Source organism: Streptomyces sp. NL15-2K (genome assembly GCF_030551255.1).
GTDB lineage: Bacteria > Actinomycetota > Actinomycetes > Streptomycetales > Streptomycetaceae > Streptomyces.
The window spans coordinates 8485219-8506495 of record NZ_CP130630.1 but is presented as its reverse complement, the minus strand read 5'-3'; the positions used below and the strand labels follow the sequence as shown (position 1 = coordinate 8506495).

The 21277-nt window shown below is 70.8% G+C and carries 19 protein-coding genes; 3 read left to right on the top strand and 16 right to left on the bottom strand.

The features are described from left to right. Positions 1-83 precede the first annotated feature (83 nt). From Q4V64_RS38260 to rimP, 8 genes are all read right to left on the bottom strand, one after another. The gene (locus Q4V64_RS38260) at positions 84-1037 is read right to left on the bottom strand and encodes a bifunctional riboflavin kinase/FAD synthetase (RefSeq protein WP_124438851.1); all 954 of its coding nucleotides are present in this window, start codon (positions 1035-1037) and stop codon (positions 84-86) included. 456 nt (positions 1038-1493) lie between these two features. Then, a complete protein-coding gene (truB, locus tag Q4V64_RS38255; RefSeq protein ID WP_124438852.1) occupies positions 1494-2399 on the bottom strand; it encodes a tRNA pseudouridine(55) synthase TruB in 906 nt (301 codons plus the stop codon). Next, positions 2396-2842: a 30S ribosome-binding factor RbfA gene (gene rbfA / locus Q4V64_RS38250; RefSeq protein ID WP_124438853.1), complete on the bottom strand. Its 447-nt coding sequence runs from the start codon at positions 2840-2842 to the stop codon at positions 2396-2398. The genes truB and rbfA overlap by 4 nt, the downstream gene beginning before the upstream one ends. Before the next feature lie 62 nt (positions 2843-2904). Further along, positions 2905-3198, bottom strand: a complete 294-nt coding sequence (locus Q4V64_RS38245; RefSeq protein WP_095749689.1) for a DUF503 domain-containing protein — start codon at positions 3196-3198, stop codon at positions 2905-2907. Between the two features lie 192 nt (positions 3199-3390). After that, positions 3391-6528: a translation initiation factor IF-2 gene (gene infB, locus Q4V64_RS38240; protein WP_124438854.1), complete on the bottom strand. Its 3138-nt coding sequence runs from the start codon at positions 6526-6528 to the stop codon at positions 3391-3393. 162 nt (positions 6529-6690) lie between these two features. Beyond that, entirely contained in the window at positions 6691-6972 is a 282-nt protein-coding gene (locus Q4V64_RS38235) for a YlxR family protein (protein ID WP_124438855.1), read from the bottom strand. 90 nt (positions 6973-7062) lie between these two features. Then, complete coding sequence (gene nusA / locus Q4V64_RS38230) at positions 7063-8049, bottom strand: transcription termination factor NusA (protein ID WP_124438856.1); 987 nt, start codon at positions 8047-8049, stop codon at positions 7063-7065. 2 nt (positions 8050-8051) lie between these two features. Continuing rightward, positions 8052-8561 carry a ribosome maturation factor RimP gene (gene rimP / locus Q4V64_RS38225; RefSeq protein ID WP_124438857.1) on the bottom strand — a complete coding sequence of 170 codons (510 nt, stop codon included), beginning with the start codon at positions 8559-8561 and terminating at the stop codon, positions 8052-8054. A 250-nt stretch (positions 8562-8811) separates the two neighbouring features. On the opposite strand from rimP, the gene Q4V64_RS38220 reads away from it, so the two are divergent. The 3 genes from Q4V64_RS38220 to Q4V64_RS38210 are packed head-to-tail and all read left to right on the top strand — an operon-like array spanning position 8812 to position 10735. Continuing rightward, the gene (locus Q4V64_RS38220) at positions 8812-9342 is read left to right on the top strand and encodes a hypothetical protein (protein WP_124438858.1); all 531 of its coding nucleotides are present in this window, start codon (positions 8812-8814) and stop codon (positions 9340-9342) included. Further along, positions 9339-9794 carry a ferritin-like domain-containing protein gene (locus Q4V64_RS38215; RefSeq protein ID WP_124438859.1) on the top strand — a complete coding sequence of 152 codons (456 nt, stop codon included), beginning with the start codon at positions 9339-9341 and terminating at the stop codon, positions 9792-9794. The genes Q4V64_RS38220 and Q4V64_RS38215 overlap by 4 nt, the downstream gene beginning before the upstream one ends. A 41-nt stretch (positions 9795-9835) precedes the next feature. Further along, positions 9836-10735, top strand: a complete 900-nt coding sequence (locus Q4V64_RS38210; RefSeq protein WP_124438860.1) for an aminoglycoside phosphotransferase family protein — start codon at positions 9836-9838, stop codon at positions 10733-10735. A gap of 65 nt (positions 10736-10800) precedes the next feature. Here Q4V64_RS38210 and Q4V64_RS38205 read toward each other — a convergent pair whose 3' ends face one another. The 8 genes from Q4V64_RS38205 to Q4V64_RS38170 all read right to left on the bottom strand — a co-directional run bounded on the left by Q4V64_RS38205 (position 10801) and on the right by Q4V64_RS38170 (position 21142). Continuing rightward, the gene (locus Q4V64_RS38205) at positions 10801-12504 is read right to left on the bottom strand and encodes a proline--tRNA ligase (protein WP_124438861.1); all 1704 of its coding nucleotides are present in this window, start codon (positions 12502-12504) and stop codon (positions 10801-10803) included. A 72-nt stretch (positions 12505-12576) separates the two neighbouring features. Continuing rightward, entirely contained in the window at positions 12577-13107 is a 531-nt protein-coding gene (locus Q4V64_RS38200) for a GNAT family N-acetyltransferase (protein ID WP_124438862.1), read from the bottom strand. Between the two features lie 89 nt (positions 13108-13196). After that, a complete protein-coding gene (locus Q4V64_RS38195) occupies positions 13197-14045 on the bottom strand; it encodes a GNAT family N-acetyltransferase (RefSeq protein WP_124438863.1) in 849 nt (282 codons plus the stop codon). Positions 14046-14266: 221 nt separating this feature from the next. Next, positions 14267-15424, bottom strand: coding sequence for a flavodoxin-dependent (E)-4-hydroxy-3-methylbut-2-enyl-diphosphate synthase (gene ispG, locus Q4V64_RS38190; protein WP_124438864.1), 1158 nt, complete (start codon positions 15422-15424; stop codon positions 14267-14269). A gap of 169 nt (positions 15425-15593) precedes the next feature. Next, positions 15594-16886, bottom strand: coding sequence for a site-2 protease family protein (locus tag Q4V64_RS38185; protein WP_124439093.1), 1293 nt, complete (start codon positions 16884-16886; stop codon positions 15594-15596). 8 nt (positions 16887-16894) lie between these two features. Continuing rightward, positions 16895-18151, bottom strand: coding sequence for a 1-deoxy-D-xylulose-5-phosphate reductoisomerase (gene dxr / locus Q4V64_RS38180; RefSeq protein ID WP_124438865.1), 1257 nt, complete (start codon positions 18149-18151; stop codon positions 16895-16897). A gap of 125 nt (positions 18152-18276) precedes the next feature. Beyond that, on the bottom strand, positions 18277-20208 hold the full coding sequence (locus tag Q4V64_RS38175; protein WP_124438866.1) for an acyl-CoA dehydrogenase family protein: 1932 nt from the start codon (positions 20206-20208) through the stop codon (positions 18277-18279). A 124-nt stretch (positions 20209-20332) separates the two neighbouring features. Then, a complete protein-coding gene (locus tag Q4V64_RS38170; RefSeq protein ID WP_124438867.1) occupies positions 20333-21142 on the bottom strand; it encodes an endo-1,4-beta-glucanase in 810 nt (269 codons plus the stop codon). Positions 21143-21277 lie beyond the last annotated feature (135 nt).

The following is a 21277-nucleotide window of genomic DNA, read 5'->3' as shown; positions in this document are numbered from 1 at the left end:
GTAGCCGCACGCGAACGAAGGGCGGCCGGTGCCCGTGAGGCACCGGCCGCCCTTCGGCGTCCTTCGGACGGGACTGACGATTACTACTCGGCGTCAGCCGTCGCCACCAGCTCCTTGCACCGCTTCACGTCCTCGGCCATCTGCTCCAAGAACGCCTCGAGCGTGTCGAACCTCGCCTGCCCGCGGACGAAGGCCAGGAAGTCGACGGCGACATGCAGGCCGTACAGGTCCAGGCCCACGCGGTCGATGGCGTACGCCTCCACCGTCCGCTCGGTGCCGTCGAACTGCGGGTTCGTGCCGACGGAGATCGCGGCCGGCATCGCCTCGCCGTCCACGTGGAGCCAGCCCGCGTAGACACCGTCGGCGGGGATGGCGGTGTGCGGGAGAGTCTCCACATTCGCCGTCGGGAAGCCGAGTTCGCGGCCGCGCTGGGCGCCGCGGACGACGACGCCCTCCACCCGGTGCGGGCGGCCCAGGATCTCGGAGGCGCCCTCGACGTCGCCCTCGGCGACCAGGCGCCGGGTCAGGGTCGAGGAGAAGGGCTCGCCGCCGCCCGCGTCACCGGACACGTACAGGTCGACGACCTCGACCTCGAAGTCGTAGATCTTGCCCTGCTCGGTCAGGAACTCCACGTTCCCTGCGGCCCGGTGGCCGAAGCGGAAGTTGGGGCCCTCGACCGCCGCCTTGGCGTGCAGCTTGTCGACCAGGACCTTGACGACGAAGTCGGCCGGCGAGAGCTGTGAGAACTCCGTCGTGAACGGGAGGATGAGGACCGCGTCCACGCCCAGCTCCGCCATCAGTTCGGCGCGGCGGTGGTGCGGGGCGAGCAGCGGGGGGTGGCTGCCGGGGCGGACGACCTCGCTGGGGTGCGGGTCGAAGGTGACGACGACCGCGGGAACGCCCAGCTCCCGGGCGCGTTCCACGGCATGCCGGATGATCAGCTGGTGTCCGCGGTGGACTCCGTCATAGGAGCCGATGGTGACGACGCTGCGCCCCCAGTCCTGGGGGATGTCCTCCAAGCCACGCCAGCGCTGCACTGTGACCGCTCCTTGTCGAACCCGTGTCCGTCTCTCTGCCTTTCGCGCAGATCCTCTTGCGCAGGTCTAAGGGTGCCATGCCGGGCGCCCGCGGCCCGCATCGGCATAGGGCTGTGACCGGAGGCACGTGGATCTCGCCTGCTCACGCGGGGTTTCGTACGCCGGCCAGGTTCTCGATCATCCGGCGGGCGCTGGAGCCGCCGTGTGTTCCGAGGCGCCGGTCGACGTACACGGCCACGTGGGCGGCGGTCTCCGGGCGCTGCTCCTCGGCCGAACGCGCCCCTCTCCACTCCCCTGGTTCACTCCGAGCGCCTGCCCGGACGGGTGAATGGACGGGGGCGGGTGGATACACCCTAGGGGTGGGGGAACCGAGGGGGACCGTGGAGCGGCGGCAGTGGAGTTACCCCGTGATCGCCGCTCCACGGGCGGATGCCCGCGGTCCCGACAGTCAAGACGTCAGCCGAAGACGGCCAGGCTCTTCGCCTTGCCCTTGTGTTCCTCCACGAGCGCGAGGAAGCGGCCCTCGGGGTCGAAGACGGCCACGGCACCGGTGCCCGCGTACACCTCGGGCATCTCCAGCCGTACGCCGTTCGTGAGCAGCCGGGCCCGGTTGGCGTCCACGTCCCAGCGTGGGAACGCGGCCGCGGCGGCCTCGGCGATCGGCATCACGGTCAGCTCCTGCTGGAGCTGGTCCAGCGTCTTCGCCGCGTCCAGCTTGTACGGCCCGACGCGTGTCCGGCGCAGGGCCGTGAGGTGACCGCCGACGCCCAGGTCGGCGCCCAGGTCGCGGGCGAGGGCCCGGATGTACGTGCCGGACGAGCAGACCACCGACACGACCAGGTCGAGCACCGGGGTGCCGTTCTCGGCGACGGCGTCCCGGACGTCGTACACGGCGAAGGACGATACGGTCACGGGCCGGGCGGGGATGTCGAAGTCCTCGCCCTCGCGCGCCCGCTTGTAGGACCGCACACCGTTGATCTTGATGGCGCTGACCTTGGACGGCACCTGCATGATGTCGCCGGTCAGCTGGGCGATGCCGGCGTCGACGGCGTCGCGGGTGACCTTCGAGGCGTCCACCGACTCGGTGATCTCGCCCTCGGCGTCGTCCGTGACCGTGGTCTGGCCGAGGCGGATCGTGCCCAGGTACTCCTTCTCGGTCAGCGCGAGGTGCCCGAGGAGCTTGGTCGCCTTCTCGACGCCGAGGACGAGGACGCCCGTGGCCATCGGGTCGAGGGTGCCGGCGTGCCCGACGCGCCGCGTCCTGGCGATGCCGCGCATCTTGGCGACGACGTCGTGCGAAGTGAAGCCCGACGGCTTGTCGACGATGACAAGGCCGTCGGGCGTCCGGTTCTGCTGGGTCATTCGGTGGTGTCGTCCTCGTCCTCGCCCGGCTTCCGGTAGGGGTCGGCCTCGCCGGCGTACTTGGCACCGGCCGAGACCTCGCGCACCTTCTCGTCGGACTGGCGTGCCTTGTCGAGGAGGTCCTCGATGGTCTTGGCGGTGTCGGGCAGCGCGTCGGCCACGAAGGTCAGCGTCGGCGTGAACTTCACGCCCGCCGCCGCGCCGACCGCGGAGCGGAGCACGCCCTTGGCGCTCTCCAGACCGGCGGCCGCGGCCGCCCGCTCCTCGTCGTCCCCGTACACCGTGTAGAAGACGGTCGCCTCCCGCAGGTCACCCGTGACCCGGGTGTCCGTGATGGTGACGTGCGAGCCGAGCCGCGGGTCCTTGATCCCGCGCTGCAGCTTCTGGGCCACCACCTCTCGGATGAGGTCCGCCAGCCTTTTCGCCCGCGCGTTGTCGGCCACTGGTCCGTCTCCCGTTCTTTCCTGTCTGCGTTCTCAGGTGCGTCAGTTGGTGTCTTCGGCCGTCAGTCGTCTTCGCCGTGGAAGCGCCGCCTGACGGACAGCAGCTCCACCTCGGGGCGGCCGGCGACCAGCCGCTCGCACCGGTCCAGTACGTCGGTGAGGTGCCCCGCGTCGCCGGAGACCATCGCCAGGCCGATGATGGCCCTGCGATGGAGGTCCATGTGGTCCACCTCAGCCGCGCTCACCGCGTACTTGCGCTGGAGCTCGGCCACGATCGGGCGGACGACGGACCGCTTCTCCTTCAGCGACCGTACGTCGCCGAGGAGCAGGTCGAAGGACAGCGTCCCCACATACATGTGTGTAACCGGTTCACCCGCCGGTACGGGATCGATGGCCCCGCCATTCAGTCGGCGGGGACATCAAGAACCGTACAACGAACGGGCGAATGGCTCGACGGGATTCTTTCGCCCCGCCCGGGGGCGCTGCCCCTGGAACGGCGCGTTGGCCGACGGAACCGAAGTCCCGTCGGCCAACACGAACCGTCGGCGTTACGCCCGCGGCTTCTCCCGCATCTCGTACGTCGCGATGACGTCGTCGACCTTGATGTCGTTGAAGTTTCCGAGGTTGATACCGCCCTCGAAGCCTTCGCGGATCTCGGTGACGTCGTCCTTGAAGCGACGCAGACCCTCGATGTTGAGGTTCTCCGCGACGACCTTGCCGTCGCGGACCAGGCGGGCCTTGGTGTTCCGCTTGACCTCGCCGGAACGGATGAGGACACCCGCGATGTTGCCCAGCTTGGACGACTTGAAGACCTCGCGGATCTCCGCCGTACCCAGCTCGACCTCCTCGAACTCCGGCTTGAGCATGCCCTTGAGGGCCGCCTCGATCTCCTCGATCGCCTGGTAGATGACCGAGTAGTAGCGAACGTCCACGCCTTCGCGCTCGGCCATCTGCTGTGCCCGCCCCGCGGCGCGCACGTTGAAGCCGATCACGATGGCGTCCGAGCCCATCGCCAGGTCGATGTCCGACTCCGTGACCGCACCGACGCCGCGGTGCAGGACGCGGATGTCGACCTCTTCGCCGACGTCCAGCTGGAGCAGGGAGGACTCGAGAGCCTCGACGGAACCAGAAGCGTCACCCTTGATGATGAGGTTGAGCTGCTGGACCTCGCCGGCCTTGAGCACCTTGTCCAGGTCCTCGAGGGAGACGCGACGCGTGCGCTTGGCGAAGGCCGCGTTGCGCTCACGGGCGGCGCGCTTCTCCGCGATCTGACGGGCCGTACGGTCCTCGTCCACCACGATGAAGTTGTCGCCCGCACCCGGGACGTTGGTCAGGCCCAGGACCTGGACCGGCGTCGCCGGACCGGCCTCCTGCACGTTGTTGCCGTTGTCGTCGTGCATGGCACGCACGCGGCCGTAGGCGTCGCCCACCACCATCGTGTCGCCGACCCGCAGGGTGCCTCGCTGGACGAGGACCGTCGCCACGGCACCGCGGCCGCGGTCGAGACGGGACTCGATCGAGATGCCCTGCGCGTCCTGCTGCGGGTTGGCCCGCAGGTCGAGCGAGGCGTCGGCGGTCAGGATGACCGCTTCGAGCAGCGAGTCGATGTTCAGACCCTGCTTGGCGGAGATGTCGACGAACATCGTCTCGCCGCCGTACTCCTCGGCCACGAGGCCGTACTCGGTCAGCTGACCGCGCACCTTGGTCGGGTCCGCGCCCTCGACGTCGATCTTGTTGACCGCGACGACGATCGGAACGTCGGCCGCCTTGGCGTGGTTGAGCGCCTCGACCGTCTGCGGCATGACGCCGTCGTTGGCCGCGACGACCAGGATCGCGATGTCGGTCGACTTCGCACCACGGGCACGCATGGCGGTGAACGCCTCGTGACCCGGGGTGTCGATGAAGGTGATCTTGCGATCCTCTTCGTTGACCTCGGTCGTGACCTGGTAGGCACCGATGTGCTGGGTGATGCCGCCGGCCTCGCCCGCGATGACGTTCGTCTTGCGGATGGCGTCGAGGAGTCGGGTCTTGCCGTGATCGACGTGGCCCATGACGGTGACGACCGGCGGACGGACCACCAGGTCCTCCTCGTCGCCCTCGTCCTCGCCGAACTCCAGGTCGAAGGACTCGAGCAGCTCGCGGTCCTCCTCCTCGGGGCTGACGATCTGAATCGTGTAGTTCATCTCGTCGGCGAGGAGCTGCAGCGTCTCGTCGGAGACGGACTGCGTGGCCGTGACCATCTCGCCGAGGTTCATCATGACCGCGACGAGGGACGCCGGGTTGGCGTTGATCTTCTCCGCGAAGTCGGTGAGGGAGGCACCGCGCGACAGGCGAATGGACTCGCCGTTGCCGCGAGGCAGCATCACGCCGCCGACCGACGGGGCCTGCATGGCCTCGTACTCCTGGCGCCTCTGCCGCTTCGACTTGCGACCGCGACGGGCGGGCCCACCGGGACGACCGAAGGCGCCCTGCGTGCCACCACGACCACCCGGACCACCCGGACGACCGCCGAAGCCGGGACGGCCACCGCCGCCGCCGGGACCACCCGGACGACCGGCGAAACCGCCGCCACCGCCACCGGGACCACCGGGACGGCCGGCGAAACCGCCACCGCCGCCGCCACCCGGACGACCGGCGAAGCCGCCGCCACCCGGGCGACCGCCGCCGCCACCGCCCGGACGGCCACCGCCGCCGGGACCGCGACCGCCGGGACCGCCGCCACCGGGGCGCGGGCCGGCAGCGGGACGCTGCGGCATCATGCCGGGGTTCGGACGGGGACCGCCGGGGCCACCACCGGGACGCGGGCCGCCGCCCTGCGGGCGGGGCATGCCGCCCGGGGTGGGACGCTGACCGCCAGGAGCCTGCGGACGGGGACCGCCCGACGCGCCCTGGGGACGAGGACCGCCCTGGCCCTGCGGACGCGGAGCGCCACCGGGCGCGCCGCCGCCACCGGGGCCACCACCGGGACGCGGGGCGCCGCCCGGACGGGGCGCCTGCGGGCGCGCCATGCCGGTGGAGCCACCAGAGGTGAAGGGGTTGTTGCCCGGACGGGGACCGGCCGGACGAGCACCGGGACGCGGAGCCTGACCACCCGGACGGGAACCGCCGGGACGGTCGCCACGGTCACCACGACCCTGGCCGCGCTCTCCGGGGCCGCCCGGACGGGCGCCCGGACGCGGAGCCTGGCCACCCGGACGCGGAGCGCCCGGACGGGCGCCGGAGCCGGAGCCGGAGCCGGAAGGGGAACCGGAGCCGGCGGCCGGTGCGGCGGGAGCCGCCGGAGGTGCCGTGAACTCGGGCGTGGTGGGCGCCGGAGACGCCGGGGCGGGCCGCGGCGCGGGCTTCGGGCCCGGAGTGGGACGGGGGCCGGGAGCAGCCGGCGCGGCGGGAGCCGCGGGCTTCTCGGCGGCGGCCGGCTTGGGGGCCGGCGGGCGCGGGGCAGCCGGACGGGCGGCCTGCGCGGGAGAGGGGGCTGCCGGCTTCGCCGGGGCAGCCTTGCGTGCGGGGGCGGGCTTGCCGCCTCCGTTGCCCTGCTGGAGGGCGTCCGTCAGCTTACGGACTACGGGCGCCTCGATCGTCGAGGACGCCGAACGGACAAATTCACCGAGTTCTTGGAGCTTGGCCATGACGACCTTGCTCTCCACCCCGAACTCCTTGGCGAGTTCGTATACCCGGACCTTAGCCACTTCGCTCCTTTTAGGTCCGGGTTGCGGCCGGACCGTCGCTACTTCATGGGCGTACTCATCGCGTACTCATCGAGTGCTCATCGCAATCTCGACCTACTTCCGACTCGCGAGGTACCAGGGCCGCACGGGGTTCCGCACGACGCGTCTTACTGTGTTGCCTGCTCAGCAACTGTCTGTCTGCTCGACATGCCGGCGCAACACCTTTGTGTCGAGCGCTCCCGGGGCGCGCAACGCCCGCGTGAACGCCCGGCGGCGTATCGCCTGGTCGAGACAGACCAGGGCGGGGTGTACGTACGCACCCCGGCCGGGCAGCGTACCGCGAGGATCGGGGACGCATGCGCCCTCGATCGCCACGATGCGCAGCAGATCGGTCTTGGCCGCTCGCTCCCGGCACCCCACACAGGTGCGCTCAGGGCATGCTCGGGCGGGCGTCCGGCCAGACACTGTTAAGTCTACCTCCCCGTACCGACCTCACCCCTTTGGGGCAGAAATCGAACGGCTGTTGTCGTGATCTAAGCGACCTGCGGCTTGGATCTATTCCCCGGGCTGTTCCGTGTCCGGACGGATGTCGATCCGCCAGCCGGTGAGCCGGGCCGCGAGCCGGGCATTCTGCCCCTCTTTGCCGATCGCCAGCGACAGTTGGTAGTCGGGCACCGTCACGCGCGCCGAGCGGGCGGCCATGTCCACGACCTCGACCTTGGAGACCCGGGCCGGTGACAGCGCGTTCGCCACCATCTCCGCCGGGTCGTCCGACCAGTCGACGATGTCGATCTTCTCACCGTTCAGCTCGCCCATGACATTGCGCACACGGCCACCCATGGGGCCGATGCAGGCGCCCTTGGCGTTCAGACCGGAGCGGGTGGAGCGGACGGCGATCTTGGTACGGTGACCGGCCTCACGCGCGATGGCGGCGATCTCGACGGATCCGTCGGCGATCTCCGGCACCTCCAGGGCGAAGAGCTTCTTCACCAGATTGGGGTGCGTACGGGACAGGGTCACGGACGGTCCGCGGACGCCCTTGGCCACCCGGACGACGTACGACCTCAGGCGCATGCCGTGCGCGTACGTCTCGCCCGGCACCTGCTCCTGCACCGGCAGGATGGCCTCCAGCTTGCCGATGTCCACGAGCACGTTCTTCGGGTCGCGGCCCTGCTGGACGACACCGGTGACGATGTCGCCCTCCCGGCCGGCGTACTCACCGAGCGTCGCGTCGTCCTGGGCGTCGCGCAGCCGCTGCAGGATGACCTGCTTGGCGGTGGTGGCGGCGATCCGGCCGAAACCGGTCGGGGTGTCGTCGAACTCGCGGGGCTCCTGGCCCTCCTCGAGGTCCTCCGGGTCCTCCTTCGCCCACACGGTCACATGTCCGGTCTCCCGGTTGAGCTCCACGCGCGCGTGGCGGCGGCTTCCCTCGGTGCGGTGGTAGGCGATGAGGAGGGCCGCCTCGATCGCCTCGACCAGCAGGTCGAAGGAGATCTCCTTCTCCCGTACCAAGCCCCTCAGGGCACTCATGTCGATGTCCACGGTTACGCCTCCTCCTCTTCCTTCATGTCCTTCGCGTCCTTACGGCTGAACTCGACCTGCACGCGCGCCTTGTCGATGTCGCCGAAGGCGAGTCTGCGTGCGGTGGGCTTGCGTCCCTTGACTCCGGGCACCTCTGCGTCGAGTCCGTCGTCGTCGACCGTGAGGATTCTGGCCACCAGCTCCTCGCCCTCGGCCAGCTGGAACTTGACCAGTCGTCCGACGGCTCGCCGGTAGTGCCGGTGCTCCTTGAGGAGGCGCTCCGCGCCCGGGGTTCCGACCTCGAGGGTGTACTCGCCCTCGCCCATCGCGTCCGTCTCGTCGAGCTTCGCCGAGAGCGCGCGGCTCACATCGGCGATCCGGTCCAGATCGGCACCGGTGTCGGAGTCGACGACGACGCGCAGTACACGCTTGCGCCCGACGGAGTCCACGGCGATCTCTTCGAGATCCAGGCCCTGGGAGCTGACGAGCGGTTCCAGGAGCTTTCGCAGCCTCTCGCTCTGGGTGGTGCTCATCCGGGTGACTCCTCGGCCGCGTGTGCTGTTGTGGGTAGGTCGCGTGTCTGGTCAAAGGGTATCCGGTCCCAAGGGGTGTTGCCGTCCACCGGGGCGGCCCTCGGACGGCCGCCGGGCGGCCACCTGGACCTTGGCCGGGGTCCGAACGGTGCCGCTGAGTGGTGCCGGGCGGGGGCGCGGGTACGGTGATCACGGGCGTGCCGCCCCTTCTTGGTGTTTCTTTCGTACGAGTTCCCCGAGGACGTCTGCCGTGCCCCTCACTCCGCCCTCGCGCGCCCTGACGGGACCGCGCCGAAGAAGCCTGCTCGCCACGGCCGCGGGCACCGCCCTGCTGGCGGGCTGCTCCGACGGTTCGGACTCCGAGTCCACCGGCGGCAGCCCGTCGGCGGCCGAGCGGGCACGCGCGCGTGCGGCCCGCGAGAGCCGAGGGCTGGTCGAGCGGTACGACGCCGTCCTGGCTGCGCATCCGGCGCTGGCGGAGCGGCTGGAGCCGCTGCGGGCGGAGGTCGTACGGCATGCGGAGGCGTTCGGCGAGGCCCGGCAGGCGTCCGGCCGGGCGCCGGAGACCTCCCCGCCGGCGTCACCCTCCGTTTCCCCGCCGGCCGCCGTGCCGGGGAACGAGAAGGACGCCCTAGCCGAACTCGCCGCCGCCGAGCGCTCCCTCGCGGACCGGCGTACGCGGGCGCTGCTCGACGTGCCGGGCGAGCTGGCGCGGCTGCTGGCCTCGGTGGCGGCGGCCGGGGCCGCGCACGCGTTTCTGCTGACGGAAAGGGCGAAGTGAAGGACCAGGAACTGAGGGCCCTCCAGGCGGCGCTGGCCGCCGAGCACGCGGCCGTGTACGGCTACGGGGTCGTCGGCGGCCGGATCCGTGAGGGCCGTCGTACGGAGGCGAAGGCGGCCTACGACGCCCACCGGGCCCGCCGGGACGCCCTGGCACGCGAGGTGCGGGACCTGGGCGGAACGCCGGTGGCCGCCGCGGCGGCGTACGCGCTGCCCTTCCCGGTGCCGGACTCGGCGGCGGCCGTGCGGCTCGCCGCGGAGTTGGAGGACCGCGTGGCCGGGGTGTACTCCGATCTGGTGCGGGCGGCAGGGGGCGAGCGGCGGCGCACGGCGGCCTGGGCGCTGCGGGAGGCGGCGGTGCGGGCGGTGCGCTGGCGGGGTGAGAGCGTAGCCTTCCCTGGGCTCGCCGAGCGGGCGGCCACCACCTCGGCGTCGCCGGCACCCACCGCGTAGGACGTACGGCTCGACCCGTACGGGAAGGGAACGACTCGCGCATGGCTTTCGAACCGCCGCGGCGTCTGGTCAGGGCGCTCGGTGAGACGGCACCGGACGGTGACGACTGGTTGGAGAAGCTGCCCGAGGCGGCCGGGGAGGCCGTCGCGCTGCGCGAGTTGACCGTCGAGCGGGTGCAGGTGCCCGGTGGGCGCAGCAGCCTGGTGCTCCTGGTACGGCGGCCGGACGGCACGCCCGCCGTGCTGAAGCTGGCCCCGCCCCGGGCCCGCCCGGAGAGCGAGCGGGCCGCGCTGGCCCACTGGGGCGGCCTGGGTGCCGTACAGCTGCTCGAACCGTTCACGGCGGAGGGTGTGCTGCTGCTGGAGCGGCTGCATCCGGACGTGTCGGTGCGGTCGCTGCCGGAGGCGAAGGCGCTGCTGGAGGCGGCCGGGACGCTGCGGCGGCTGTGGGTCGAGCCGCCGGCCGGGCAGCCCTTCGAGACCGTGGCGGAGCGGACCGGGCGGCAGGCCGAGGCGATGCGGGCGAGTGCCGTCGCGGACGCGGAGGTACGGCCGCTGGTGGACGCGGCGCTCGCGGCGCGCGAGGACCTGCTGGCCGCGCCGCCCGAGGTTCGGCTGCTGCACGGCACCTTCCGGCAGAGCAAGGTGCTCGCCGGGGAGCGGATGCCGTGGCTGGCCGTGGGCCCCGACCCGGTGGTCGGCGAGTGCGCCTTCGACCTGGCGCGGCTCGTCCGCGACCGGGTGGAGGACCTCATCGCCTCGCCCTCTGGGGCGGCCACGACCCGGCGGCGGGTGAAGAGGCTCGCGGAGTCGCTGGACGTGGACCAGGAGCGGCTGCGCGGCTGGACGCTGTTCCGGGCCGTGGAGTCGGGCGTGCGGGCGCGGAGGGTCGGGCGCCGGGCCGACTCGGAGTTGTTGCTGGAGTTCGCCGACTGGCTGTAGGGCGTTGCGGTCGGCGTTCCGGGGGTTGCGCCCCCGGAACGCCATCGGCCTGAACGGCCTCGTCCTCAGGCCGTCAGCCTCGCGACCGCCTCCTGCACCGTCAGCTCCTCGCGCTCACCGGTCCTGCGGTCCTTCAGCTCCAGCACACCCTCGGCCGCGCGCCGCCCGGCCACCAGGATCTGCGGTACGCCGATCAGCTCGGAGTCCGTGAACTTCACACCGGGGGACACGCCGGCCCGGTCGTCCACCAGGACGCGGACACCGGCCGCCGCCAGCTGCTGGGAGACGTCGAGCGCCAGCTCCGTCTGGAGGGCCTTGCCCGCGGCGACGACGTGGACGTCGGCCGGGGCGACCTCCTTGGGCCAGCACAGGCCCTTGTCGTCGGCGCTCTGCTCGGCGAGGGCGGCGACCGCGCGGGAGACGCCGATGCCGTAGGAGCCCATGGTCACGCGGACCGGCTTGCCCTGCCTGCCGAGGACGTCGAGCTTGAGGGCGTCGGCGTACTTGCGGCCCAGCTGGAAGATGTGGCCGATCTCGATGGCACGGTCGAGCTTGAGGCCGGTGCCGCAGTTCGGGCACGGGTCGCCTTCCTGGACGACCACGACGTCGACGTACTGGTCGACCTCGAAGTCACGGCCCGCGACGACGTTCTTGGCGTGTGTGTGCTCCTTGTTGGCGCCCGTGATCCAGGCGGTGCCCGGCGCCACGCGCGGGTCGGCGAGGTACTTGACCTTCTCGCCCAGGCCCTGCGGGCCGACGTAGCCGCGGACCAGGTCCGGGCGGCCCGCGAAGTCCGCCTCGGCGACCATCTCGACGACCGCCGGGGCGAAGTGGGCCTCGACCTTGTCCATGTCGACCTCGCGGTCCCCGGGCACGCCGACGGCGACGATCTCGCCGTCGACCTTCACGAGGAGGTTCTTCAGCGTGGCGGAGGCCGGGACGCCGAGGGAGGCGGCGAGGGTCTCGATGGTCGGGGTGTCGGGGGTCGGGATCTCCTCGGCGGCCGGGGCGTCGGAGGCGTCCACCGGCTTCAGCTCGTAGGCGATCGCCTCGGTGTTGGCAGCGAAGTCGCAGTTCGGGCAGTCCGCGAAGGTGTCCTCGCCGGCGCCGGCCGGGGCGAGGAACTCCTCCGACTTGGAGCCGCCCATCGCGCCGGCGGTCGCGGCGCAGATGCGGTAGTCGAGGCCCAGGCGCTCGAACACCTTCTGGTAGGCCTGGCGGTGCAGGGCGTACGACTGGGCGAGTCCCTCGTCCTCCAGGTCGAAGGAGTACGAGTCCTTCATCAGGAACTCGCGGCCGCGCAGGATGCCGGCGCGGGGGCGGGCCTCGTCCCGGTACTTGTGCTGGATCTGATAGAGGATCACCGGCAGGTCCTTGTAGGAGGACGCCTGGTCCTTCACGATCAGCGTGAAGATCTCCTCGTGGGTGGGGCCGAGGAGGTAGTCGCCGCCCTTGCGGTCCTGCAGCCGGAACAGCTCCGGGCCGTACTCGTCCCAGCGGCCGGTCGCGTCGTACGGCTCACGCGGCAGCAGCGCGGGGAGCAGTACCTCCTGGGCGCCGATCGCGTCCATCTCCTCGCGGACGATCCGCTCCACGTTGGCGAGGACCTTCTTGCCGAGCGGCAGCCAGCTCCAGATACCGGCCGCCGTGCGGCGGACGTAGCCGGCGCGGACGAGGAGCTTGTGGCTGAGGACCTCGGCGTCCGCCGGGTCGTCGCGCAGCGTCTTCGCCATCAACTGGGACATGCGCTGGACCGGTGCGTTGGCCATGGTTCTCGAACTCCTGCTGCGAGTAGGTGATGGCAGGAGGTTATCCGGGCGGTACGGGACGGTGGAAATCGGTTAACGGCGGCGGAGGGGCAAGGGGGCGCCCATGACGGCGTACGGCTTCGGGGCGCTGGGGAAGAGGACCTGGCGGGCCAGGTCCTGGTAGCCGAGGGAGTGGTAGAGGCCGCGGGCCGGGCTGTCGGTGTCGATCGCGGAGAGGATCGAGCGGGGTTCGGCGGCGCTGTCGGTGATCCTGGTGATCAGGGCGCGGCCGATGCCGCGGTTCTGGTGGCGCGGGTGGACGTGCAGCTCGGTGATCACGAAGGAGTTGTCGAGCCAGTCGTCGCAGTGCCGTGCCCGGAGGTACGGCTCCACGACCGTGGACCACCAGTGGGTGCGGTCGTTGGGCATGCCGTAGACGAAACCCACGAGGTTGCCGCCGACGGTGGCGCCGAGGGCGCGGGCGCCGGGGTAGGTCATGTGGCGGAGGACGATCTGGCGGCGGACCGCTACCTCGTCGGGGCCGAGCCCGAAGGCGACGGCTTGGACTGCTAGGGCCTCATCGACGTGGGCTGACAGGTCCAAGGGGCCGATGACGAGGTCCATGTGGGGGAGCTTACAGGGGGGTTTGGGTTGTCATCCGGGGCGGCTGTGGGGGCTGGTCGCCCTCCTGGGTGCGCTGCCCCCAAGGCCTTTCAGAAGAGCACGCTCATGAAGGCGCCGACCTCCCGGAACCCCACCCTCCTGTACGTCCTTCTCGCCGCCGTATTGAAGTCGTTCACATACAGGCTCACCACCGGCGCCACGTCCGCCAGCGCGTAGCGCAGGACCGCTGCCATGCCCGGGGCCGCCAGGCCCCTCCCCCGGTACTCGGGAGCCACCCACACGCCCTGGATCTGGCAGGCGCGGTCGGTGGCGGCGCCGATCTCGGCCTTGAAGACGACCCTGCCGTCGGTGTCGAGGCGGGCGAAGGAGCGGCCGGCGCCGACGAGTTCGGCGACCCTCGCCTGGTACAGGAGCCCGCCGTCGCCAGCCATCGGCGAGATGCCGACCTCCTCGGTGAACATCGCCACGCACGCCGGCATGATCGTGTCCATCTCGTCCTTGCGGATACGGCGGACGTACGGATCGGGAGCGATGTCGGTGGGCATGCGGTCGGTGACCATGAGGGGCTGATGGGCGCGGATCTCACGCGCGGGGCCCCAGCTCGGTTCCAGCAACCGCCAGAGCTGGGCGGTGGATTCGGCGGGGCCGACGATGGACGAGCAGCGCCTGCCGGCTCTGCGTGCCCGGTCGGCGAAGGCGCGGACGGCGCGCGGGGTGGCGCAGATCGGGACCAGGTTCGCGCCGGCGTAGCACAGGGACGTCAGCATGCCGTCCTCGTACCAGCCCCACATCTCGCCGCCGAGCCGCCACGGGTCGAGGCCGGCGACCTGGACGCGCGACGTCACGAAGGCGTTCGCGACCGGCTCACGGTCGAGGACGGCGAGCGCGGCGTCCAGGTCGCTCGGTTCGAGGACCCGGGAGGTCGTCTGGGTCAACACGGGGCGGGGCCTCACAGTGGGATCTGCTGATCTCCGCACTGTACCTGCGGAAGCTGAGCCGCGCCGCCCTGTGGGGGTTACCGCCCGTTTGTAGGTGACCGTTGGCCGGTGTGCCGTATCTGGGGGCTGCCGCCCCCAGACCCCCGCTGTCGGCCCTGAACCGGCCTCGTCCTCAAACGCCGGACGGGCTGGATTTCACCGACCGGCGTTCGAAAGACCCGTCAGCCCGCCACCGACACCGACGGCTCGCCGGAAGCGGCGCCGTCCGCCTCCATCTGCTCGGCCAGCTTCATGGCCTCCTCGATGAGGGTCTCCACGATCTTCGACTCGGGGACGGTCTTGATGACCTCGCCCTTGACGAAGATCTGGCCCTTGCCGTTGCCGGAGGCGACGCCGAGGTCGGCCTCGCGGGCCTCTCCGGGGCCGTTGACCACGCAGCCCATGACGGCCACGCGCAGCGGGACCTCCATGCCGGTCAGGCCCGCCGTGACCTCCTCGGCCAGCTTGTAGACGTCGACCTGGGCGCGACCGCAGGACGGGCAGGAGACGATCTCCAGGCCGCGCTCCTTGAGGTTCAGCGACTCCAGGATCTGGATGCCGACCTTGACCTCCTCGGCGGGGGGAGCGCTCAAGGACACCCGGATCGTGTCGCCGATGCCCTCGGACAGGAGCGCTCCGAAGGCGACCGCCGACTTGATCGTGCCCTGGAAGGCCGGGCCCGCCTCCGTCACTCCGAGGTGCAGCGGGTAGTCGCAGGCGGCGGCCAGCTGGCGGTAGGCCTCGATCATCACGACCGGGTCGTTGTGCTTGACGGAGATCTTGATGTCCCGGAAGTCGTGCTCCTCGAAGAGGGACGCCTCCCACAGGGCGGACTCGACGAGGGCCTCGGGCGTCGCCTTGCCGTACTTCTGGAGCAGGCGCCTGTCCAGGGAGCCCGCGTTCACGCCGATGCGGATCGGGGTGCCGTGGTCCTTGGCGGCCTTGGCGATCTCCCTGACCTTGTCGTCGAACTGCTTGATGTTGCCCGGGTTCACCCGGACCGCGGCGCAGCCGGCCTCGATGGCCGCGAAGACGTACTTCGGCTGGAAGTGGATGTCGGCGATGACCGGGATCTGGGACTTGCGGGCGATGGTCGCGAGGGCGTCCGCGTCGTCCTGGGTGGGGCAGGCCACGCGGACGATCTGGCAGCCGGAGGCGGTGAGCTCGGCGATCTGCTGGAGGGTGGCGCCGATGTCGGACGTACGGGTCGTGGTCATCGACTGCACGGAGACCGGGGCGTCTCCACCGACCGCCACGGATCCGACCTGGATCTGCCGGCTCTTGCGGCGCTCGGCGAGCTTGGTCGGAACGGACGGCATGCCGAGAGAAATCGCAGTCATCTGCTGTGCAACCCCAAGTCGTGGATCAAGGTCCAGGTCCCGTCAGCGGCGGGCTCCAGGCTTCGAGATTACGGCACATGCCAAGGCCCGGGCACATCACGCCCGTAAACCCACTCGTTGGAAGGCGGTCCGGCACACAGGGTGCCGGACCGCCACGAACTCCGTATGACTAGGAGATTCTCACCGGGTTAACCACGTCCGCGATCAGGACGAGGATCGTGAAGCAGACGAAGATCCCTGCCACCACGTAGGCGACCGGCATCAGCTTCGCCACGTCGAACGGACCCGGGTCCGGGCGGCGCAGCACCTTCGCCGCGTTGCGGCGCAGCGACTCCCACAGGGCGCCCGCGACATGGCCGCCGTCCAGGGGCAGCAGCGGGAGCACGTTGAACAGGAACAGGGAGAGGTTGAAGCCGGCGATCAGCATCAGGGCCGTGGCCAGCTGCTGGGTCGGCGGGATGTCCAGGGTGAAGATCTCGCCGCCGACGCGGGCCGCGCCCACCACGCCCATCGGTGAGTCCTGCCCGCGCGGGGCGCCGTCGAAGGCCGCGTCCCACAGGGCGGGGATCTTGCTGGGCAGGGCCACGAGGGAGTCGACGGCGTCGCCCATGCGGTCGCCCATCCAGGTCACCGATTCGCCGAAGTCCTGGCGGACGACGCCGCTGGCCGCCGTGAACCCGAGGAAGCCCGCGGTGACGTACTTGCCGGGCTCGACCTGGCCGCTGGAGTCCTTCTTCGCGACCTGGTTGGTGGCGATCTTCGCCTGCAGGGTTACTTCCTCGCCCTTGCGGTCGACGATGATCGGCACGGTTTTGCCGGGGTTGGCGCGGATGAGGTCGGAGAGCCGGTTCCAGTCGTCCGTGCGCACCCCGTCGAAGGAGACGATCTTGTCGCCCGCCTTCATTCCCGCGGCGGCGGCCGGGGACGGGGCGTCGGACGCCTTGCAGTTCTCGCGGTTCTCGCTCTGGGAGATGACGCACTTGGCGACCGAGCTGACGGTGGTGGTCTGCTCGGAGATGCCGAAGCCCATCAGCACGGTGAGGAACAGCGCCACCGCGAGGATCAGGTTCATCAGCGGGCCCGCCGACATCACGATGACCCGCTTCCAGGGCTTGCGGGTGTAGAACATGCGCTTCTCGTCGCCCGGCCTGAGCTCCTCGAACGCGGCCGTGCGGGCGTCCTCGATCATGCCGCGCCAGGGTGAGGTGGAGCGCATCTCCACCTTGCCGTCGGGGCCGGGCGGGAACATGCCGATCATGCGGATGTAGCCGCCGAACGGGATGGCCTTGATGCCGTACTCCGTCTCGCCCTTCTGGCGCGACCAGATCGTCGGGCCCCAGCCGACCATGTACTGCGGCACACGGATGCCGAAGAGCTTGGCGAAGGACAGATGGCCCAGTTCGTGCCACGCGATGGACGCCAGCAGTCCGATCACGAAGACCACTATGCCGAGGATGAACATCAGGGTCGTCATGCACGGGCCTCCGCCGTCTGTGCCGCCAGTTCCTGGGCCCGGGTCCGCGCCCAGGTCTCCGCTTCGAGGACGTCCGCGACGGTGAGCGAGGTTCCCGCGCGCGGGGTGCCGTGCTCGTCCACCACCCGGGTCACCGTCTCCATGATCCCGAGATACGGCAGCGCGCCGGCCCGGAAGGCCTCCACGCACTCCTCGTTGGCGGCATTGAACACCGCCGGGGCCGTGCCCGCGAGCTCTCCCACCCGGCGCGCCAGGTCGACCGACGGGAAGGCCTCGTTGTCGAGCGGGAAGAACTCCCAGGTCGACGCCTTGCTCCAGTCGAAGGTGGGTGCCGCGTCGGGGACGCGTTCGGGCCAGCCGAGGCCGATGGCGATCGGCCCGCGCATGTCGGGGGGCGTCGCCTGGGCGATCGTGGATCCGTCTGTGAACTCAACCATCGAGTGGACATACGACTGGGGATGCACGACCACCTCAATGCGATCGAAGGGAATGTCGTAGAGGAGGTGTGCCTCGATGACTTCCAGCCCCTTGTTGACGAGGGTCGAGGAGTTGATCGTGATGACCGGGCCCATGGCCCAGGTGGGGTGGGCGAGGGCGTCCTGGACCGTCACCTGAGCCAGCTCGGCCTTCGTGCGGCCCCGGAAGGGGCCCCCGGACGCGGTGACGACGAGCTTGCGTACGTCCGCTCTGGTGCCGGACGCCAGCGCCTGGAACAGCGCCGCGTGCTCGGAGTCGACCGGGATGATCTGCCCGGGCTTGGCGAGGGCCTTGACCAGCGGGCCGCCCACGATGAGCGACTCCTTGTTGGCGAGCGCGAGGGTGCGGCCCGCCTCCAGGGCGGCGAGGGTCGGGGCCAGGCCGATGGAGCCGGTGATGCCGTTCAGGACGGTGTGACAGTCGGAGGCGGCGAGCTGCGTGGCCGCGTCGGGTCCGGCGAGGATCTCGGGGAGCGGCTCCCCGGTCCCGTACTCGGCTCTCAGGGCCTCGCGCAGGGCCGGTACGGCGTCCTCGCGGGCGACCGCGACGGTCCGCACCCGCAGCCGGCGCGCCTGCTCGGCGAGGAGGGCGACCCGGCCGCCGTTGGCCGACAGGCCGGTGACCCGGAACCGGTCGGGGTTGCGCAGCACGAGATCGATGGCCTGGGTGCCGATCGAGCCGGTGGAGCCGAGGATCACCACGTCCTTCGGCCCGTCGCCCGCCACGGGGTCGTAGACGAGGTGGGGGTCGGCGAGGGGGGCTGGACTGTCACTCATTCCCCCATTGTTGCCGCAATGGCTGTGTGGGAGGACAGGGTGTCCCCTTCACAGGGGGCTCACAGGCGCATGGGCCGGTCGGCGGAGACGTTCGTCACTCCCGTCGGCCGGCCCATGTCCGTCGATCAGCGGATCGGGCGGTGGACGTTCTCCCGTTCGCTCGGTCCGGGAGTGGCGTCGGCGATCCACGGCCCCTCGCCCGAGGGGTCGACGATGCCACGCTCCAGCCACTCGTAGGTGCCGGACAGGACGCCCTTGACGACCTTGCGGTCGAGGTCGTCGGTGTTGTTCCACAGGCGGCCGAAGAGTTCCTCGACGCGGACGCGGGACTGGCGGCAGAAGGCGTCGGCCAGCTGGTAGGCCTCGCGGCCGTGGTCGCCCTGGCTGCGCAGGAGTTCGGCGCGGACGCAGGTCGCGCTCATCGCGAACAGCTCCGCTCCGATGTCCACGATCCGGCCCAGGAAGCCCTGCTTGGTCTCCATCCGGCCCTGCCAGCGGGACATGGCGTAGAAGGTGGAGCGGGCGAGCTTGCGGGCGGTGCGTTCGACGTAGCGCAGGTGCGGGGAGAGGTCGACCTCGCGCTTGAACTCGCTGAAGGAGCCGGGGAGTTGGCCGGGGCCCGCGACCAGCTTCGGCAGCCACTTGGCGTAGAAGACGCCGGCGTTCGCGCCCGCCTTCGCCTTGTCCGACAGGGACTTGTCGGGGTCGATGAGGTCACCGGCCACCGAAAGGTGGGCGTCGACCGCTTCGCGGGCGATCAGCAGGTGCATGATCTCCGTCGAGCCCTCGAAGATGCGGTTGATCCGCAGGTCGCGCAGGACCTGTTCGGCGGGGACCGCGCGTTCGCCGCGGGCGGCGAGGGACGCGGCCGTCTCGAAGCCCCGGCCGCCGCGGATCTGGACGAGTTCGTCGGCCATCAGCCAGGCCGTCTCGGAGGCGAACAGCTTGGCCAGCGCGCCCTCGATGCGGATGTCGTTGCGGTCCTCGTCGGCCATCTGGCTCGACAGGTCCAGTACGGCCTCCAGGGCGAAGGTCGTCGCCGCGATGAAGCTGATCTTCGACCCGACCGCCTCGTGGTGGGCGATCGGCTTGCCCCACTGCTCGCGGGCCGCCGTCCACTCGCGGGCGATCTTCAGGCACCACTTGCCGGCGGCCACGCAGGACGCCGGAAGCGACAGCCGGCCGGTGTTGAGGGTCGTGAGGGCGATCTTCAGGCCCGCGCCCTCGGGGCCGATGCGGTTGGCGGCGGGGACCCGGACCTGGTGGAAGCGGGTGACGCCGTTCTCGATGCCGCGCAGGCCCATGAAGGCGTTGCGGTTCTCGACCGTGATGCCGGGCGAGTTGGTCTCCACGACGAAGGCGGTGATGCCGCCCTTGTGGCCCTCGCTCTTGGGGACCCGGGCCATGACGACCAGCAGGTCGGCGACCACGCCGTTGGTGGTCCACAGCTTCACCCCGTCGAGGACATAGTCGTCGCCGTCGGGAACCGCGCTCATCGCGAGCCGCGCCGGGTCGGAGCCGACGTCCGGCTCAGTGAGGAGGAAGGCGCTGATGTCGGTGCGGGCGCACCGCGGCAGGAACGTCTCCTTCTGCTCGGGCGTGCCGAACAGCTTCAGCGGCTGCGGTACGCCGATCGACTGGTGGGCCGACAGCAGCACCCCGACCGCCGGGCTGGCGGAGCCCGCCAGGGCCAGCGCCTTGTTGTAGTACACCTGGGTGAGGCCGAGCCCGCCGTACTTGGTGTCGATCTTCATGCCGAGGGCGCCGAGCTCCTTGAGCCCGTTGATGACGTCGTCGGGGATCCGGGCGTCGCGCTCGATCAGGGCGCCGTCGATCTTCGTCTCGCAGAAGTCGCGCAGTTTGGCGAGGAACTCCTCGCCGCGCTGGGCGTCCTCGTCGGGCGGCATCGGGTGGGGGTGGATGAGGTCGAGCCGGAAGCGGCCCAGGAACAGTTCCTTGGCGAAGCTGGGCTTGCGCCAGTCCTGTTCCCGGGCGGCCTCCGCCACCTGGCGCGCTTCACGCTCGGTGACGGTGGGTTGGGTGGGTGCTGCGGACATTGAGGCTCACCTCGCCGCGAATCGGGATCTTGGAGCCGTTATGGCTACCGACGGGTGCTACTGGATCGTATGTACCCGATTCGGACTCACCCCACCACCCCTGGGACCTGTCCGGCGCCGCGGTTCAGCCGATGTCGACGGAGTACGACTTGGTGTCCAGACGGCCCTTGCCCTTGAAAACCTCGGTGCCGGACTCGATGCCGGAGACGTACTTGTCGTTGCTCAGCAGCTTGCGCCGGACGAGTGCCTGGGTGAAGTCGTCCAGGTTCAGCGAGGCCTTGGTGGTGTTGGTGCGGCGGACGAAGGAGTGCACCTTCCAGCCGATGTCGCCCTCGTAGAGGTCCCACATCGCCCCGCCGAGGCTGACGCTGCTGTGCTTGGTGCCCAGCGGGCCCGCGCCGCCCTGGCGGTTGAGCCAGATCATGATCTCGTCGGTGGGCTGGTCCTGCCAGTCAGCGGTGTTCTTGGTGTGCAGCCACAGGTCGTAGGCGACGTTCATGGCGCCGGGGTCGGCGCTGACCGCGAAGTCCCAGGTGGTCTTCACCGGCTTGCGGTCGCCGACGCGGATCGGCAGTCCGGTCGCCGCCTTGTCGGCCTTCCAGCCCCAGTGCCAGCCGAGCACCGTGCTCGCGTACGACTTCACGTCCGCGTCGGTGCCCTTGCTGTTGTTGGCCCAGGTGTAGTCCGTGCCCCAGGAGACGGTGGAGCCGGAGCGCGAGTTGTCCCAGACGCACTGGGTGCCGGTGCCCTTGTCCTGACCCCAGAGGTTGTTGTTGACGTAGTACTTGCCGAGCGTGATCGTGTCGAAGGCCGTGCACTTCTTGTTCGACTCGTCCGCCTGGGCGACGGTGACGCCGGCGGCGGCCGCCAGGGCGACGGTCGCGGCGGCGAGGCTCTTGGCCTTCTTGGACAGGCGGGGTCTGCGGTGTTGCATCGGGGGCCCTTCCGGGGGACGGTTCGTCTACGTCCTCCCAGTGGCCGCCGACGGCCGGACAGGTTGCCGTACCCCTCCGGGATCCCCTGCGGATCCCCTGCGGATCTCTCGCCGGAGAATTGCAGTCGAAGCGCT

What these genes read in the sequence shown, in the direction of transcription:
- truB (WP_124438852.1), bottom strand. Translation starts at nt 2,399, where the DNA reads ATGACCCAGCAGAACCGGACGCCCGACGGCCTTGTCATCGTCGACAAG.
- Q4V64_RS38245 (WP_095749689.1), bottom strand. Translation starts at nt 3,198, where the DNA reads ATGTATGTGGGGACGCTGTCCTTCGACCTGCTCCTCGGCGACGTACGG.
- rimP (WP_124438857.1), bottom strand. Translation starts at nt 8,561, where the DNA reads ATGAGCACCACCCAGAGCGAGAGGCTGCGAAAGCTCCTGGAACCGCTC.
- Q4V64_RS38210 (WP_124438860.1), top strand. Translation starts at nt 9,836, where the DNA reads ATGGCTTTCGAACCGCCGCGGCGTCTGGTCAGGGCGCTCGGTGAGACG.
- Q4V64_RS38205 (WP_124438861.1), bottom strand. Translation starts at nt 12,504, where the DNA reads ATGGCCAACGCACCGGTCCAGCGCATGTCCCAGTTGATGGCGAAGACG.
- Q4V64_RS38200 (WP_124438862.1), bottom strand. Translation starts at nt 13,107, where the DNA reads ATGGACCTCGTCATCGGCCCCTTGGACCTGTCAGCCCACGTCGATGAG.
- ispG (WP_124438864.1), bottom strand. Translation starts at nt 15,424, where the DNA reads ATGACTGCGATTTCTCTCGGCATGCCGTCCGTTCCGACCAAGCTCGCC.
- Q4V64_RS38185 (WP_124439093.1), bottom strand. Translation starts at nt 16,886, where the DNA reads ATGTTCATCCTCGGCATAGTGGTCTTCGTGATCGGACTGCTGGCGTCC.
- dxr (WP_124438865.1), bottom strand. Translation starts at nt 18,151, where the DNA reads ATGAGTGACAGTCCAGCCCCCCTCGCCGACCCCCACCTCGTCTACGAC.
- Q4V64_RS38175 (WP_124438866.1), bottom strand. Translation starts at nt 20,208, where the DNA reads ATGTCCGCAGCACCCACCCAACCCACCGTCACCGAGCGTGAAGCGCGC.
- Q4V64_RS38170 (WP_124438867.1), bottom strand. Translation starts at nt 21,142, where the DNA reads ATGCAACACCGCAGACCCCGCCTGTCCAAGAAGGCCAAGAGCCTCGCC.